Genomic DNA, 15314 nt, shown 5'->3' with positions numbered 1-15314 from the left:
GCGCAAAGCTCATGTGGAGGCACCACCGCCCGCCGGCAGCCACATCTTTTCAAGCTGATAGAACTCGCGCACTTCGGGCCGAAAGATATGTACGATCACGTCGCCGGTATCGATCAGGACCCAGTCGCCGGTGTCCTTGCCCTCCACCCGCGCGGTGAAGCCGTAGGCCTGCTTGACCCGGTCGATCAGCTTTTCGGCAATCGACGACACCTGGCGCGACGACCGGCCCGAGGCGATCACCATGTAGTCGCCGATCGCCGTCTTGCCGCGCAGGTCGATCTGCACGACATCTTCCGCCTTGTCGTCTTCGAGAGAGGAAAGGATGCGCGCCAGCAGTTCCTCGCTGGCCGGCATCGGATGGGCCGTTGCGAAACCGGCCCGGTTGTCAGCGGCCATCGCCGCTTCGGCATGAGGTGACAGGACCGTGTCCTCCATTCTGCGCGCCGGCAAACCCCCGGCGCCGGGGCATGTTCAAACTAGCAACCGCGCGGGCGGATTTCAACGAAACCGAACCCGACATCGCCCCCCTGTTGCACCGGCAAGACGGCTGCGGCACATGAGCGGGCGCATCTGCGCCTTGATAGATGCGGTGCGCATCTGTATCTGGTCCTTCATGCAACCCGTTCCGGCCCGTCACATCATCGACCTGCAGGACCGCGCCCGCCTGCGCGAGCGGTTCTTCGGCGCCGCCCGCACGGTTCTGGCCCGGCCATAGGCCGCGCCCGCGACCGACACCCGCATTTCCACGACCCAAACGGGAGAGGACCCATGTCCCCCAAGACGCTCTATGACAAGATCTGGGACGCCCATGTCGCGCATGAGGCCGACGACGGCACCTGCCTTCTGTATATCGACCGTCACCTCGTCCACGAGGTGACCAGCCCGCAGGCCTTCGAGGGGCTGCGCATGGCCGGCCGCAAGGTCCGCGCCCCGGAAAAGACCATCGCCGTGCCCGACCACAACGTGCCGACCACGCCGGGGCGCGAAAACCCCGACCAGATGACCGAGGATTCACGGATCCAGGTCGAGGCGCTGGACCGCAACGCGCGCGAATTCGGCATCCATTACTACCCGGTGGATGACATCCGCCAGGGCATCGTCCACATCGTCGGCCCCGAACAGGGATGGACCCTGCCGGGCATGACCGTGGTGTGCGGGGATTCCCACACCGCCACCCACGGGGCCTTCGGGGCGCTGGCCCACGGGATCGGCACTTCCGAGGTCGAGCACGTCCTCGCCACCCAGACCCTGATCCAGAAGAAGTCGAAGAACATGAAGGTCGAGATCACCGGCACGCTCGCGCCCGGTGTCACCGCCAAGGACATCACCCTGGCCATCATCGGCCGCATCGGCACCGCCGGCGGCACCGGCCATGTGATCGAATATTGCGGCGAGGCGATTCGCGCGCTCTCCATGGAGGGGCGCATGACCGTGTGCAACATGGCCATCGAGGCCGGTGCGCGGGCCGGGCTGATTGCTCCCGACGAAACCACCTTCGAATACGTCAAGGGCCGTCCCCACGCGCCCAAGGGGGCCCAGTGGGAAGCTGCCCTGACCTGGTGGATGACGCTCTATTCCGACGAGGACGCGCATTGGGACAAGGTGGTGACCATCGACGCCTCGGAGATCGAGCCCGTGGTGACCTGGGGCACCAGCCCCGAGGACGTGCTGCCGATCTCGGCCCGGGTGCCGGACCCGTCCGATTTCGAGGGTGGCAAGGTCGAGGCCGCCCGCCGGTCTCTGGAATACATGGGGCTGGAGCCGGGCACGCCGCTGACCGAAATTGCCATCGACACCGTGTTTATCGGCTCATGCACCAACGGGCGGATCGAAGATCTGCGCGCCGCGGCAGAGGTGCTGAAGGGCCGCAAGGTGGCCGAGGGCGTGCGCGCGCTGATCGTGCCCGGATCGGGGCTGGTGCGCGAACAGGCCGAGGCCGAGGGACTGGCCGACATCTTCCGCGAGGCTGGCGCCGAGTGGCGGCTGGCGGGCTGTTCCATGTGTCTGGCCATGAACCCCGATCAGCTGGCGCCGGGCGAGCGCTGCGCCTCAACCTCGAACCGCAACTTCGAAGGCCGGCAGGGCCGCGGCGGGCGCACCCACCTGCTCAGCCCGGCAATGGCGGCGGCAGCGGCGGTGACGGGAAAGCTGACGGATGTGCGGGAACTGATGTAGGGAACGGACCAATGGAAAAATTCACCAAGCTGACCGGGGTTGCGGCCCCGCTGCCGCTGATCAACGTCGATACTGACATGATCATCCCCAAGCAGTTCCTGAAGACCATCAAGCGGTCGGGGTTGGGAAAGAACCTCTTTGACGAGATGCGTTACGATGCCGATGGCAACGAGATCCCGGATTTCGTGCTCAACCGGCCGCAGTACCGCAAGGCGCAGATCCTGATCGCGGGCGAGAATTTCGGTTGCGGTTCCTCGCGCGAACATGCCCCCTGGGCGCTGCTGGATTTCGGCATCCGCTGCGTGATCGCGCCGTCATTTGCCGACATCTTCTATAACAACTGCTTCAAGAACGGGATCCTGCCGATCGTTATGCCGCCCGAGCAGGTAGAGGCCCTGATGAAGGACGCGGAGAAGGGCGAAAATGCCCGCATGACCGTCGATCTGGAGGCGCAGACTGTCACCACCTCGGATGGCGAGGAATTTTCCTTCCAGGTGGACCCGTTCCGCAAGCATTGTCTTCTGGAGGGGCTGGACGATATCGGCCTGACGCTGGAAAAGGTCGCGGCGATTGACGCCTACGAGGCCCGCGCCGCCGCCGAACGCCCCTGGGTCTGATCCACCGCAGATCCGGTGTGCGCCGGCTGGATGCCCGGGTTCGGTGCCCGTGTTCAGTACCGGTGTTCAGTGCTTACGGTCGCCCCGCCCGGGGGCGGCCGTTTTCGTGCCTCTTGTGGCGCTGCCCCTGCCATCCGCAAGATGTTGTAGGGTGACATGATGCTGTCACGCGGTCGTGACGGCGATGATGCAAAGTCGCACCAGTTTCTCCATGTTTTCGCCTGAAATCAGGCGTTTCTTTGAACAACGGCTTGAGCGCGTGACCGAATGGCGGCAGAAATGGGGCCAAAATGAGGCACACCGCCCCGCGGGCGGGTTCAAGTTGGAACAAGGGCTCGGCGACGCATCGGCCTGTCCAGTTTGAAGGGATCGGACAGTGTTTGCACGCATGACAGGCGCAGTTTCGCGCGGATTACTGGTTGCACTCGTGATTGCAGCCCCTTCTCTGCTGTTGCCGGCACGGGCCGGCGCAGGGCCCGAGATCGTGTTGCTGCTGGCGATTCTTGCCGGTCTGATGGTTTTCGTGGAATACAAGACCGACTACCCCAGCTATGTCGAGTTCCGCGACGCCCCCCCCTTCAACCGCATCCGTTTCATCGCCCTGGCGATGATGGTGCTGTTCACCACCCTGGCGGCGCGGCACTACCAGGATCCTGACGGGCTGACGGCGGTATTCGCCGGGCTGGGGGTGCTGGTCGGAAACTGGATGGATTTTCCCTATTCGCCGGTGCGGCTGGTGTTGCTTGTTCTGCCGCCGGATGCGACCGCACAGACGGTCATGCTGGTCCGGGTTGCGGCGGGGATCTCGTATCTTGTCGCGCTGGTGGCCATCGGTGCGTTCCTTGCAGCGATCCGCTTTTCCGGCTGGCCGACGGGAAGCGGCGCCTTCAACGTCTGGGTTAATCTGCCGCTGTTCGACCCCACGCGGGGCGGCGATGTCGTGAGCCGTCTCAACCGGGACGGGCGGATCAACATCGTGGCGGGCGTGCTGCTGCCATTCCTGATCCCGGCCGTGGCCCGGCTGGTTGCGCCGATAACCCGGCCGATCGCGCTGGACGACCCGCAGACGCTGATCTGGGTCATCAGCGCCTGGGCGTTCCTGCCGGCCAGCATGGTCATGCGTGGCGCGGCCTTGATCCGCATTTCCGACCTGATCGCCGCCAAGCGTCGCCGCAGTCATGCCGGCGCCGAGATCATGCAGGCGGCGTGAACCTGTCCGCCTGAAGAGCTGCGGCGGGGCGAGGGGCTCTGCCCCTCTGCGCGCGGCTCGCGCGCATTCACCCCGGAGTATTTCAGGCAAGAGGAAGGACCGGACGGGGGGCCGGTCCCCGCGGGGCCGTCAGACCGACAGGCAGACGTATTTCATTTCAAGGTAGTCCTCGATCCCGTGATGGCTGCCTTCGCGGCCCAGCCCCGACTGCTTGACGCCGCCGAAGGGGCCAAGTTCCGTCGAGATGATGCCGGTGTTGACGCCGACGATCCCGTATTCCAGCGCTTCGGCCACCTTGTAGACGCGGCTGAGGTCGCGGGCGTAGAAATAGGCGGCGAGGCCGAAGATGGTGTCGTTGGCCATGGCGATCACCTCGTCCTCGTCCTCGAAGCGGAAGAGCGGGGCGAGGGGGCCGAAGGTTTCCTCGCGGGCCACCTTCATGTCCTGGGTCACGCCGGTGACGATGGTGGGTTCGAAAAAGGTGCCGCCCAGTTCGTGGGGCTTGCCGCCGGTGAGGACCTGGCCGCCCTTCGCGGTGACGTCGCCGAGATGTTCGAGCACTTTCTCCACCGCCTCCTGGCTGATCAGCGGGCCGGTGGTCACGCCTTCCTCCAGCCCGTCTCCGACCTTCAGATTCTGCACTGCGGCCTTCAGTTTTTCGGCGAATGCGTCATAGACCCCAGCCTGCACGTAGATGCGGTTGGCACAGACGCAGGTCTGGCCGTTGTTGCGGAACTTGCACATCATCGCGCCTTCGACGGCGGCATCGAGGTCGGCGTCGTCGAAGACGATGAAGGGGGCGTTGCCGCCCAGCTCCATCGAGCATTTCTTGATCTGATCGGCGGCCTGGCGCAGCAGGATGCGCCCGACTTCGGTGGAGCCGGTGAAGGTGATCTTGCGCACGGTTGGATTTTCGCAGAACTCCTTGCCGATTTCCGAGGCGCGCGAGGAGGGCACCACGTTGAACACCCCCGCCGGGATGCCCGCGCGTTCGGCCAGAACCGCCAGCGCAATGGCCGAAAGCGGCGTCTCCGAGGCCGGGCGTGCCACGAAGGCGCAGCCCACCGCCAGCGCCGGCGCCGCCTTGCGGGTGATCATGGCGTTGGGGAAGTTCCACGGGGTGATCGAGGCGGCCACGCCAATGGGCTGTTTCAGCACCATGATGCGCTTGTCGCGCTGGTGGCCGGGGATCATCTCGCCATAGACCCGCTTGGCCTCTTCGCCGAAGAATTCCACGAACGAGGCGCCGTAGGCGATTTCTCCCATCGCCTCGGGCAGGGGTTTGCCCTGTTCGGCGGTCAGGATGGTGGCAAGGTCATGGGCGTTTTCCATCATCAGGTCGAACCAGCGGCGGAGAATGGCGGCGCGCTCCTTGCCGGTGCGGGCGGCCCATTCCTTTTGCGCGGTTTCGGCATGGGCGATGGCATCGGCGACTTGTGCCCGGCTGAGGTCGGCCACCCGTGCGATCACGTCGCCGCGGGCCGGGTTGGTCACGTCGAAGGTGCCGTTTTCGCCCTCGATCCATGCGCCGCCCACATAGGCGCGAGTTTCGAGAAGGCCGGGATCCTTCAACAGCGATTTCAGGTTCGTGGTTGTGTCGAGCATGGGGGTCTCCTCCGGCAGGGCTGGGTGAACGCCTGTGTGCGCAGAATGCAGTTGCCGGGCGCAATGTCCAGATCGGCAATGCCGTGCCGGCCAGGGGAAATCGGAACATCCTTGCGTGGCGGGCATGCAGGGCGCGAAATCCTTGCGCGACTCGGCCCGGTTTGGCAGGGAGAAGACGGGCACAGGCGATGGCGTCGCCTCATGCAAGGCATGCGCCCGACTTTCCCAGTCCTGAACGCCGGGACCTTTCTGCAAAGGAGGGTCACATGACCGCACGTCCCGAGATGTACCGTTTCCACAATGGCGAGAAGGCGGCACTGCCTTTTTCGGATACCGAGTACCAGGCCCGCCTGAAGGGTTTGCGCGCACGCATGGAAGAGCTGGGCGTGAATGTTGCTGTGCTGACCTCGATGCACAATATCGCCTACTATTCGGGGTTTCTCTATTGTTCGTTCGGGCGGCCGTACGGGATGGTGGTGACGCCGCACGAGGCCGTCACGATCAGCGCTGGCATCGATTCCGGCCAGCCGTGGCGGCGCAGCTTTTGCGACAACATCACCTATACCGACTGGCAGCGCGACAATTTCTGGCGCGCCGTTCGCAGCGTTGCCGGCACCGGCCGGGTCCTCGGGTACGAGGGCGACCATCTGACGGTGGCCCAGCGCGGCGCGCTGGAGTCCTTTCTCGAGCCGGTGTCGATGGTCGATATCGCGCCCGCGACGATGCGCCAGAGGATGCGCAAGTCGGCGGCGGAAATCGCGCTGATCCGTGCGGGTGCGCAGGTGGCCGATGCGGGCGGTCACGCGATTCGCGAGGCGGTCCGGGAAGGTGCGCGCGAGATCGACGTGGCCATGGCCGGGCGCGATGCGATGGAACTTGAGATTGCGCGGAGATTCCCCGACGCCGAGTATCGCGACACCTGGGTCTGGTTCCAGTCCGGCATCAACACCGATGGCGCGCACAATCCGGTGACGGCTCGCGTCATGCAGCGCGGAGATATTCTGTCTCTGAACGCCTTTCCAATGATTTCGGGCTATTACACCGCGCTGGAACGGACCATGTTCCTGGGCGAGGTGGACGACGCCAGCCTGGGCATCTGGCAGGCGAATATCGCCGCGCACGAATACGGCATGTCGCTCTTGAAGCCGGGGGTGAGTTGCGCGGAGGTGACGCAGGAGATCAACGGGTTCCTCGAGGATCGCGGTCTGCTGCAATACCGGACCTTCGGCTATGGCCATTCCTTCGGGGTGCTGTCGCATTACTATGGCCGCGAGGGGGGGCTGGAGTTGCGCGAGGACATCGACACGGTGCTCGAGCCGGGCATGGTGATCAGCATGGAGCCGATGCTGACCATTCCGCAGGGGCAACCGGGTGCGGGCGGCTACCGCGAGCACGATATCCTGATCATCACCGGGGACGGGGCCGAGAACATCACCGGTTATCCCTACGGGCCCGATTTCAACGTGGTCGGCTGAGGCGGCGCGGCGGGGAACGGCCCCTTGTGGGGCCGTGCCTCCGGCGGGAGTATTTCTGGCAAGTGGAAGGGGCAGCCGGAGCGGATGTCTGCCCGGCTGGACATCGATGGAGCGCCGGGAGTACGTCTGTCATGCGTCGAATGGGCAGAGGAGGGCCGGGGCGGATGTATTCTGGCAGGGCTGCGGGCCCGCGATGATTGCCTTCTTGCGATTCTTCATTCCGTTCCTGGTGGTGCAGACGGTGGTCTATGCGGTGATCGCGCTGCGCGCCCGCGGGCGCGAACGGCGGAGGCTGGAGGCGGAGTGGGACGAAACCGGCGGCGGCGGTGTCGGCCGGGAGGAATTCGTCGATCGCGGGCTCCGGTCCTGGGAACGCTCCTTGCGCCGCAAGCTGTTGTTGGCCATTTACATTGTGCCGTGGGTGGCCCTTGTGGTCATCATCCAGTACGTGAACAGGTAAGCGAGGCAGGCACGATGTGGAGAATTGTGAAGTGGATCTTCCGGGTTCTCGTGATCGGCCTGTTCGCGGCCTTTCTGCACTATACCCTGCCGCAGCATGACGTGGCGCGGATCACCGACGCCTATCCCAAGCGGGTCGATTTCGGCGAGAACTGGTGGTTCTATTCCCACGCCGGGGCGGGGGATGCCGAAAAGGTGGGCAGCCGCGACGTGTTCTTCATTGCCGCGATCCTGAAGAACGGCAAGCCGATGGAATATCGCAACGAGGATACCGGCTGGGGCTGGCCGCCATATTTCAAGTTCAACACCGCCAGCCTGCAGACCAGGGCTTCGGATCTGAAGTCCACCGCCGAGAACCCGAAATGGGTGGTGATTCGCCACTATGGGTGGCGGTCGAATCTTTATTCCATCTACCCCAACGCTCTGGCGATCTGGGAGGTGGACGGCCCGGACGTGCGCATCATCCCGTGGTTCAACATCATCTTCCTGACGGTCCTGTTCGCGGTTCTCTGGGCGATCCGCGTGCGCTGGCGGCGGTTCCGCGCGGCCCGGATCGACCCGCTTCTGGAAGAGATCGGCGACAATATCGATGCCGCGGGCGACGCGATTGCGGATCGGCGCGGCAGGCTGCTGCGCTGGCTGCGGCGGCGCTGACGCCGGGTGCCGGCGACGTCAGTCGGCAAACAGGTAGTCGGTGCGGGCGATCTCCTGCGCCTGTTCGTGCGGAATGGACGCGAAGGCGGCAATCTTTTCGGCGTTCTCTTCCGGCGTGTCGATTTCGCGGATGCGGTGATAATGCGGAAATCCGGCATCGCGGATGCGGTCGGCTTCATGGGCGAAATCGTTGCGGATGGTGGGGATCAGCCGCTCCAGCGTTTCGCGGCTGGTGCGCTCCCCGGCCAGTCCCACGCGCCGGGCATGTCCGATCAGGTAGTCGTCAGAAAACTGGCATTCGATTTCGAGCAGGCGCGTCACCGAGCGGTCGGAATAGAAATCCTGCACGAGGTCGAAATTCGACGGATCGATGCAGAAGACCAGCCGGTCGGTTTCGTAATAGTCGAACAGCATCCGCATGAGCGCGCGGCGATGGCGGGTGCGCTTCTCCAGCGTCGTCTGGATGCCGCCAAGGTCGGGCAGCGGGGTATTTTCCTCGTTGAAAAGATATTCGATTGTCGGAAGGTTGGTCACCTGCTGGATGCGTTCCAGCAGCCGCTTGGCCACGTGCCATTTCTTGCAGGCCACGATCATCAGCTCGCGTTCGCGGCCAAGGGTGCTTTCGGTTTCCCAGAACCGCTGACCGAAACGCAGCCCGATCCGCCCGCGATCGGTCAGGAAGCGATAGAGGTTTCGCCCCTCGTTGGAGATCTGGAACTCGACCCCCCTGGCCGCGTAGAGCCGGCCCAGCCGGGCCTTGAGCTCGGTCGCCTCGGGGCTGATCTTGCGCGCGAACAGGAAATCCTGGTTCAGCAGCAGGTCGTAGTGGTCGTTGTAGAACGTCACCGGCATGCCGTAGTCGGAAAACATCAGGAAGGTGAGCGTCCGCGTCTGGATTTCCCGCTCGGGCACGAGGTGGCGCACGAGGGTCTGGAAGAACGTCTCGTCCGGGATCCAGGTGGTGCGGAAAAACCGCACCACGTCGCGGCGTTCGCGGATGAAATCCAGGATGGCTTCGACCGTCCGGCGGCGCAGGCACCACCACTGGCTGCCGATCTGCACCTGGATGTCGGTCGGGATCTTCCGTTTCAGCCCCAGTTTCCGCTGCAGGCTGACCGAGGCGTAGAACAGCCATTTGTGTTTGCGTTCGTTGAAGAAGTGGCGATAGATCAGCCGCTCTTCCTTCATCCCGGTCTTGATCCAGTCGCTTTCGAAGAAATCGAAGCTTTCGATGAAATCGGCGTCATGCTCGTCCAGAAAGCGGTGGGCGTATTCGGCCGTCTTGATGGCCATGCAATCGCCCGACAGCATGTAGAAATGCGTGGCGCGGGGAAAATCCTCGACCGCCGGTTCCAGCGCGTTGAGCGTGGCCTGCACCAGCGACCATTCCCCCCAGCCGCACTTGATGCGCCTGCGGGCAAAGGTGATGTTGGGATTGTCCGACAGGGCCGAACGGATGCGGTCGTAATCCTCCGCCTTGGCGCGCGCGTCGAAATGGATCGACATGTAGTCGCCGGCGGCGGTCAGGCGCTCGGCCTGCTTGATGATCGCATCCGGATCCTTGTGGCACAGCAGGATGTAGGCGATTCTTGCCATACGCGAAACGGGCGCCCCGGTTTTTTCGTTGCCTGTCTAGATATGCTTGATGCCAGATTGAATAAACAGCGATTATTTGGTTTTTCATGAACAAGGGCCGGGCGCGGCGGCGCCCGGGCAGAACGAACGGAGGCACGGCAGATGGGATTTCCCGGCACCTGGATGACGGAAAGCGAAAGCGTGGTCTATCGCGTGGTGCCGAAATGCGCCTGCTCGACCATAGGGCAGATCCTCTACTATTCCGATCACGGGAAATTCTTCGACGGCGACATCCACGATGCCCGGTCGGGCCTGCACAAATGGGCGATCGAGGAAAGCCGGGAGCCGATCCGCCGCAACGTGCAGGCGCACAAGTCCTACGCCTTCACCTGCGTGCGCAACCCCTATACCCGGATCCTTTCATCCTTCTTCGACAAGATCTGCGGCATTCAGCGCAACGGCCGGCGCTACCGCGGAAACCTGGTGCCGAAGCTGGCCTATGACTACGGGATCGAGGTCGGCGGCGATGACGGCAAGCAGGAATTCGATCAGATCAGGTCGTTCCGCCGCTTCCTGCTTTTTGCCCGCGACACGATCCGCTGGCGCCGCCCGATGGAGCCGGACATCCACTGGTCATCGGTTTCGGGCCATGTCTCGACCTTCATCGTCAATGGCGGGCGCTACGACAAGATATTCTGGACCGAGAAGTTCAACGAAGGAATGCAGGAGGTGCTCGACAATATCGAGACCCGCCACCCCGTGGACCTGGCCCGCATCCCGCGGTTCAACGAATCCGAAGGCCACGGGCCCAGGCGCGCCCACCCGGTCGAGGACTATTTCGACGACCTGTCGATGCATCTTGTCTTCGAGATCTACAAGCGCGATTTCGAACTGTTCAAATACGATTTCGAGGATCCCTCTAACAGGATGCCGGTGGGCGAGATCGACCTTGACGAGGTGCACGCAAAGCTGGCCGAATAGAGGCGGGCCACCGGCCGCGGCGCTTGCGCTGCCCGTCCCGCGGGCATACATCATCGCGTCATGGCAAAGGCGCAGAAAAAAGATCCGAACTACAAGGTGATCGCGGAAAACCGTCGGGCGCGGTATGATTACGCCATCGAGGACGATATCGAATGCGGCATCGTTCTCGAAGGGTCCGAGGTGAAGTCGCTGCGTGCCGGCGGGGCCAACATCGCCGAAAGCTACGCTGCGGTCGAGGACGGGGAGCTGTGGCTCGTCAACAGCTACATTGCCCCCTACGAACAGGCCCGGACCTTCGGCCACCGGGAACGCCGTCGCCGCAAGCTGCTGGTGTCGAAACGGGAACTGGCGCGCCTGTGGGACGTGACCCGGCGCAAGGGCATGACGCTGGTGCCGCTGGTGCTCTACTTCAACCACAAGGGGCTGGCGAAACTGAAACTCGGCATCGCCCGGGGCAAGAAGACCCATGACAAGCGCGAAACCCAGGCAAAACGCGACTGGTCACGCCAGAAACGACGACTGCTCAAGGAAATCCATTGACCGCCGGTCCTGGTTCGCGGCTTTTTCTGGCTGCAAATATCCCGGGGAGCGCGAGGGGCAGCGCCCCTCGCCCGGCCGGGCCGTGCAAGCGGCCCGAAACCATCAGCGCCAGATCTCGGCCCGCAGCCTTTCCATGAGCCGTCCAAGCGTCCGCTGATAGCCCGCCGCCTTCAGGCGACCGTCTTCATTGAAGGCATCCTCGCAATGCGCCACATGCAACTCCGGCCCCTGGAGCAGGCGCGTCTGGAACGGCACCATGTAGAGCCGCAGGATCGACTGCGCCCTCTCGCCGCCCGCGCGGCCGGCGGCCGAGGACATCACGGCCACGGGCTTGTCCAGCCACGGCTTACCGCTGGTGCGGCTGACCCAGTCGAGCGCGTTCTTCAGAACGCCCGGCGGGGCCTTGTTGTATTCGGGAGTCGAGATCACCACCGCATCGGCCTGCGCGATCTGGTCCGCCAGCCGCTGCACCGCCGGCGGGATGCCTTCGCTCTCCTCCAGGTCGGCGTCATACAGCGGCAGGTTCAGGTCGGCCTCGACGAATTCGCAGGGACCGAACAGGCGCGCGGCCTCGCGGATCAGCTTGCGGTTGGTCGCATCGCGGCGCAGCGCGCCGCAGATGCCCAGCAGGGTCGGGACGGACATGACTTGCCTTTGGTTCGTTGCCGAATTTCGCCCGGATAATGCGCACGGCGTCAAACCGCAAGCCTCGGCCCGCATTGCGCCCGCCGATGTCAGACGATGACCAGGTCGTTGGAAAGGAATGCTGTGCCGCTGCCGCCTGCGCCTTCCAGCGTCAGTGTCCCGTCGGCGCCGAAATCGAAGACGATGTCGGTCCCGGTATCCGTTGCCAGGGCCAGCGCCGAATTGACATCGGTCAGCCCCCCGCCCAGCGCCGAGGACAGGACCAGCGTGTCCTTGTCGTCTGTGAAATCGGTGATTCGATCCTGTCCCATGCTGCTTCGGAAAACGAAGAGATCCGCACCGGCGCCGCCGGTCAGAACGTCGTCCCCGCGCCCGCCGAGCAGCCGGTCATTGCCGCCGCCGCCCTGCAGCACATCCGCGCCGCCTCCACCGTCGAGACGGTCGCGGTCGCCATTGCCGAGAAGCGTGTCGTTGCCCCCAAGCCCGCGGATCACGTCCTTGCCCGCCTTGCCCATGATCAGGTTTGCCCGGCCATTGCCGATCAGCGTGTCATTGCCGGCGCCGCCGATCAGGTTTTCGATGTTGACGACGGTGTCGAGCCCGTAACCGGTGTTCTGAGCCGTCTCGATCCTCAGATCGACGCTGGTTCCTCCCGTGGCGCCGGGTGTCGAGGACACCACCAGCGTGTCGATCCCCTTTCCGCCATTGATGTAGTCGTCGCCGCCATTGCCCGACAGCGTATCGTTGCCGCCTCGGCCGAACACGCGGTCGTTGCCGGCGCCGCCTTTGATCAGGTTTGCGCCGCCATCGCCCCGCAGGGTGTCGTTGCCCCTGCCGCCAAGGATGTTCTCGATGCCGACGATCGTATCGTTCCCGTAGCCGGTCGCCTGTGTGCCCGTGATCGCGAGATCGACGGTCACCGGCGTCGTCGAGCCGGGCTTGTAGAACGCCAGCGTGTCGATACCGTTGCCGCCGTCGATCAGATCATTGCCGCCATCCCCCTGCAGCACGTCATTGCCGTTGCCGCCGAAAAGGCGGTCATTTCCCGCGCCGCCCTTGAGCAGGTCGTTGCCGGCGCCCCCACGGAGGTTGTCCCGTCCACCCCCGCCACTCATGAAGTCATTGCCGCCATACCCGTGTGCGCGATCATTCCCGGATCCGAGATCGAACATGTCCTTCCCCGACAGGATCGATTTCAGCACGGCCAGATCGTCAGTCGTGGAAGCGGTAAGAACGGCGGCATAGAAGGTGGTGATCGAGATGGAGAAATCGACCATGCTCCAGGTCTTGACGAAGGCACCGACGGAGTTCGACCAGATCTCTGCAAGGATCGCCTCGATCATCCCTCCCGTGGGGACCCCGGAGGGGTCGAGGGTGATCCCGCTGCCGAAGAAGGTTGTGGTCTTCTGCCCGGAGTCAATCTCGATGGTATACACGTCCTCGAGCGTGCCGCCGTTATAGCTGTAGTAGAACCTGTATCCGAGATAGGAGATGCTGATACCCGCAGCCGGGCTGGTCACATTGGCATTATCGGTGAAACTGTAACCCGAATATCGCGTCGCCAGATCGTTGAGGTTGATCGCAGGCTGATCCCACGCCTGATCCGAGGATGGATAGACCTTAATGATGGCCATGGTGCACCTCCGCAGTATCCGGTTCGCGCGTGAGACTATCCGCTGCCGACATGTTGTTCCATGCGAACGATCCGCGCAGGAATATTGCCTGCACGGTCGTGTTGCATGTCAAGGGCGGAGTTTCTACCTGCCCGGGATCACCACGATCTCGACACGGCGGTTCTTCGCCTTGCCTTCTTCGGTCAGGTTGGTGGCAACCGGCTGTTCCTCGCCCCGGCCGATGGTGACAAGTCGATCATAGGGAACGCCGTAGCTCTGCAACACGTCGGCCACCGCGTTGGCGCGACGCTCGGACAGGCCGATATTGTAGGCCGCGTCGCCGTCGCTGTCGGTATGGCCGATCACCTGCACGGTCGAATCGGGGTATTTCAGCAGGTGCTGCGCCAGCCGGTTCAGGTCGGGCCCGAGTGCGGCGCGCACCGTGAAGCTGTCCTTGTCGAAGGTGATGTCCTGCGGCAGCGTGACGACAAGGGATTCTCCGGTATTGGTGACGGTAATGCCCTCGGTTGCCAGTTGCTGGCGCAACTCGGCCTCCTGACGATCGAGGCTGGCCCCGATCGCGCCGCCGATGATCGCTCCGGCCGTGGCGCCGCCCAGCACGGCGGCCGTCTTGTTGCCGGCCCCCGAGAGCGCGCCAAGCCCCGCGCCCACCAGCCCGCCGAACAGCGCCCCCTGCTTCGTGTTCTTCTGCGGATCGCCCGTGCCAAGCTGCGCCGGGTCGGTGCACGCGCTCAGGACAAAGGCCGCGCAGGTCAGCGCGACGATCGGATTTTTCAGCATGTTCATCGGGATTGCCTTTCTGCTCTGCCCCCGGGGGGATGTTTTGCGGCAGTATAGCACGGCCTCACGGCGATGGCTCAACCCCTTGTGGCAGCAGATCGGCGGGCCCACGCCCGTCATCGGCTTCGGCCCGCGCGGCCTCCCATGCCAGCATGGTGCGCTTGACCGGCAGCCCCCAGTGATAGCCGCCCAGTTCGCCGGATTTGCGCAGGGCGCGATGGCAGGGAATCAGCCAGCTGATCGGATTGCGCCCGACCGCACTGCCCACCGCCCGTACCGCGCGGGGGTTGCCCACGGCCCGGGCGAGCTCGGAATAGGTGGTCACGGCACCTGGCGGGATGTGCAGCAATGCCTCCCAGACCTTGATTTGGAACGGAGCGCCGATCATGTGCAGGGCGGTCTGCCCCCTGCCTTCGAAGGCGGCCTGCACCAGCGGCCGCAGCGCCCGGCCGTCTTCGCGGAATTCGGCGCCGGGCCAGCGTGAGGAAAGATCGCGCATGGCGGCCTCGGCCCCGGTTTCGGCGGCAAAGGCCAGCCCGCACAGCCCGCGCTCCGTCGCCATGGCCAGGGCCGGGCCGAACGGGCTGTCGAACCAGCCCCAGCGGATTGTCAGCCCCTCGCCCCTCCGGGCGTACTGGCCGGGGCTCATCGCCTCCCAGGTCAGGAACAGATCGTGCAGCCGGCCCGTGCCCGAAAGCCCCGCGCCCTGCGCCGCCTCGATGGTCGTGAACCGCTCGCGCAGCAGCCGCCTGGCGTGGTCCAGCGCAAGATACTGCTGGTAGCGTTTCGGGCTGACCCCGACCCAGCGCGAAAAGACCCGCTGGAAATGCGCGGGGCTCATGTTCATCCGCGCGGCCAGCTCTTCCAGCGACAGCGCCTCGCCGCCCGCCGCGTCGATCAGTTCGATGGCGCGGCGGATGACCTCGTAGTGATAATGACGGTCCATTTCGGGCATGGTTCTGCC

The 15314-nt window shown here is 64.4% G+C and carries 16 protein-coding genes; 9 read left to right on the top strand and 7 right to left on the bottom strand.

What is annotated here, in order from left to right; all coding sequences use genetic code 11:
- Positions 1-9: 9 nt before the first annotated feature.
- Positions 10-396 carry a ribosome silencing factor gene (rsfS, locus tag ACZ5CM_RS14480; protein ID WP_464642630.1) on the bottom strand — a complete coding sequence of 129 codons (387 nt, stop codon included), beginning with the start codon at positions 394-396 and terminating at the stop codon, positions 10-12.
- Between the two features lie 160 nt (positions 397-556).
- On the opposite strand from rsfS, the gene ACZ5CM_RS14475 reads away from it, so the two are divergent.
- The 4 genes from ACZ5CM_RS14475 (at position 557) to ACZ5CM_RS14460 (ending at position 4002) form a co-directional block, all read left to right on the top strand.
- Complete coding sequence (locus tag ACZ5CM_RS14475) at positions 557-715, top strand: hypothetical protein (protein WP_464639635.1); 159 nt, start codon at positions 557-559, stop codon at positions 713-715.
- A 53-nt stretch (positions 716-768) separates the two neighbouring features.
- Complete coding sequence (leuC, locus tag ACZ5CM_RS14470) at positions 769-2175, top strand: 3-isopropylmalate dehydratase large subunit (RefSeq protein ID WP_464639634.1); 1407 nt, start codon at positions 769-771, stop codon at positions 2173-2175.
- 11 nt (positions 2176-2186) lie between these two features.
- The gene (gene leuD, locus ACZ5CM_RS14465) at positions 2187-2792 is read left to right on the top strand and encodes a 3-isopropylmalate dehydratase small subunit (protein ID WP_464639632.1); all 606 of its coding nucleotides are present in this window, start codon (positions 2187-2189) and stop codon (positions 2790-2792) included.
- 388 nt (positions 2793-3180) lie between these two features.
- The gene (locus tag ACZ5CM_RS14460) at positions 3181-4002 is read left to right on the top strand and encodes a hypothetical protein (protein WP_464639630.1); all 822 of its coding nucleotides are present in this window, start codon (positions 3181-3183) and stop codon (positions 4000-4002) included.
- Positions 4003-4131: 129 nt separating this feature from the next.
- On the opposite strand, the gene ACZ5CM_RS14455 is transcribed toward ACZ5CM_RS14460, so the two are convergent.
- Positions 4132-5607, bottom strand: a complete 1476-nt coding sequence (locus ACZ5CM_RS14455; protein WP_464639628.1) for an NAD-dependent succinate-semialdehyde dehydrogenase — start codon at positions 5605-5607, stop codon at positions 4132-4134.
- 266 nt (positions 5608-5873) lie between these two features.
- Between ACZ5CM_RS14455 and ACZ5CM_RS14450 the strand changes: the two genes are divergently transcribed.
- The 3 genes from ACZ5CM_RS14450 (at position 5874) to ACZ5CM_RS14440 (ending at position 8195) form a co-directional block, all read left to right on the top strand.
- Complete coding sequence (locus ACZ5CM_RS14450; protein WP_464639626.1) at positions 5874-7082, top strand: aminopeptidase P family protein; 1209 nt, start codon at positions 5874-5876, stop codon at positions 7080-7082.
- Between the two features lie 205 nt (positions 7083-7287).
- On the top strand, positions 7288-7542 hold the full coding sequence (locus ACZ5CM_RS14445; protein ID WP_464639624.1) for a hypothetical protein: 255 nt from the start codon (positions 7288-7290) through the stop codon (positions 7540-7542).
- Positions 7543-7556: 14 nt separating this feature from the next.
- The gene (locus ACZ5CM_RS14440) at positions 7557-8195 is read left to right on the top strand and encodes a DUF1523 family protein (RefSeq protein ID WP_464639623.1); all 639 of its coding nucleotides are present in this window, start codon (positions 7557-7559) and stop codon (positions 8193-8195) included.
- A gap of 18 nt (positions 8196-8213) precedes the next feature.
- Here the strand turns inward: ACZ5CM_RS14440 and ACZ5CM_RS14435 are convergent, their stop codons facing one another.
- The gene (locus ACZ5CM_RS14435) at positions 8214-9791 is read right to left on the bottom strand and encodes a DUF5928 domain-containing protein (RefSeq protein ID WP_464639621.1); all 1578 of its coding nucleotides are present in this window, start codon (positions 9789-9791) and stop codon (positions 8214-8216) included.
- Positions 9792-9932: 141 nt separating this feature from the next.
- Between ACZ5CM_RS14435 and ACZ5CM_RS14430 the strand changes: the two genes are divergently transcribed.
- Positions 9933-10751, top strand: coding sequence for a sulfotransferase family protein (locus ACZ5CM_RS14430; protein WP_464639620.1), 819 nt, complete (start codon positions 9933-9935; stop codon positions 10749-10751).
- Positions 10752-10811: 60 nt separating this feature from the next.
- Positions 10812-11291: an SsrA-binding protein SmpB gene (gene smpB, locus ACZ5CM_RS14425; RefSeq protein ID WP_464639618.1), complete on the top strand. Its 480-nt coding sequence runs from the start codon at positions 10812-10814 to the stop codon at positions 11289-11291.
- 102 nt (positions 11292-11393) lie between these two features.
- Here smpB and ACZ5CM_RS14420 read toward each other — a convergent pair whose 3' ends face one another.
- From ACZ5CM_RS14420 to ACZ5CM_RS14405, 4 genes are all read right to left on the bottom strand, one after another.
- A complete protein-coding gene (locus ACZ5CM_RS14420; RefSeq protein ID WP_464639616.1) occupies positions 11394-11936 on the bottom strand; it encodes an NADPH-dependent FMN reductase in 543 nt (180 codons plus the stop codon).
- Positions 11937-12025: 89 nt separating this feature from the next.
- Positions 12026-13570 (bottom strand): calcium-binding protein, encoded by a 1545-nt coding sequence (locus ACZ5CM_RS14415; RefSeq protein ID WP_464639614.1) that lies wholly within the window; start codon positions 13568-13570, stop codon positions 12026-12028.
- A 123-nt stretch (positions 13571-13693) separates the two neighbouring features.
- Positions 13694-14356 carry a YiaD family glycine zipper/OmpA-like lipoprotein gene (locus ACZ5CM_RS14410; protein WP_464639612.1) on the bottom strand — a complete coding sequence of 221 codons (663 nt, stop codon included), beginning with the start codon at positions 14354-14356 and terminating at the stop codon, positions 13694-13696.
- A gap of 58 nt (positions 14357-14414) precedes the next feature.
- A complete protein-coding gene (locus tag ACZ5CM_RS14405) occupies positions 14415-15305 on the bottom strand; it encodes a methylated-DNA--[protein]-cysteine S-methyltransferase (protein WP_464639610.1) in 891 nt (296 codons plus the stop codon).
- Between the last annotated feature and the right edge of the window lie 9 nt (positions 15306-15314).

Source organism: Piezobacter thermophilus, assembly GCF_055386745.1.
The sequence above is the reverse complement of the archived record's forward strand: the minus strand, read 5'-3'. Positions and strand labels throughout refer to the sequence as shown.

Coding starts and splice junctions, on each gene's coding strand:
- rsfS (WP_464642630.1), bottom strand. CDS start 396: ATGGCCGCTGACAACCGGGCCGGTTTCGCAACGGCCCATCCGATGCCG.
- ACZ5CM_RS14455 (WP_464639628.1), bottom strand. CDS start 5,607: ATGCTCGACACAACCACGAACCTGAAATCGCTGTTGAAGGATCCCGGC.
- ACZ5CM_RS14450 (WP_464639626.1), top strand. CDS start 5,874: ATGACCGCACGTCCCGAGATGTACCGTTTCCACAATGGCGAGAAGGCG.
- ACZ5CM_RS14410 (WP_464639612.1), bottom strand. CDS start 14,356: ATGAACATGCTGAAAAATCCGATCGTCGCGCTGACCTGCGCGGCCTTT.
- ACZ5CM_RS14430 (WP_464639620.1), top strand. CDS start 9,933: ATGGGATTTCCCGGCACCTGGATGACGGAAAGCGAAAGCGTGGTCTAT.
- ACZ5CM_RS14415 (WP_464639614.1), bottom strand. CDS start 13,570: ATGGCCATCATTAAGGTCTATCCATCCTCGGATCAGGCGTGGGATCAG.
- ACZ5CM_RS14420 (WP_464639616.1), bottom strand. CDS start 11,936: ATGTCCGTCCCGACCCTGCTGGGCATCTGCGGCGCGCTGCGCCGCGAT.
- leuD (WP_464639632.1), top strand. CDS start 2,187: ATGGAAAAATTCACCAAGCTGACCGGGGTTGCGGCCCCGCTGCCGCTG.
- ACZ5CM_RS14405 (WP_464639610.1), bottom strand. CDS start 15,305: ATGCCCGAAATGGACCGTCATTATCACTACGAGGTCATCCGCCGCGCC.
- ACZ5CM_RS14440 (WP_464639623.1), top strand. CDS start 7,557: ATGTGGAGAATTGTGAAGTGGATCTTCCGGGTTCTCGTGATCGGCCTG.
- smpB (WP_464639618.1), top strand. CDS start 10,812: ATGGCAAAGGCGCAGAAAAAAGATCCGAACTACAAGGTGATCGCGGAA.
- ACZ5CM_RS14475 (WP_464639635.1), top strand. CDS start 557: ATGAGCGGGCGCATCTGCGCCTTGATAGATGCGGTGCGCATCTGTATC.
- ACZ5CM_RS14460 (WP_464639630.1), top strand. CDS start 3,181: ATGACAGGCGCAGTTTCGCGCGGATTACTGGTTGCACTCGTGATTGCA.
- ACZ5CM_RS14435 (WP_464639621.1), bottom strand. CDS start 9,791: ATGGCAAGAATCGCCTACATCCTGCTGTGCCACAAGGATCCGGATGCG.
- leuC (WP_464639634.1), top strand. CDS start 769: ATGTCCCCCAAGACGCTCTATGACAAGATCTGGGACGCCCATGTCGCG.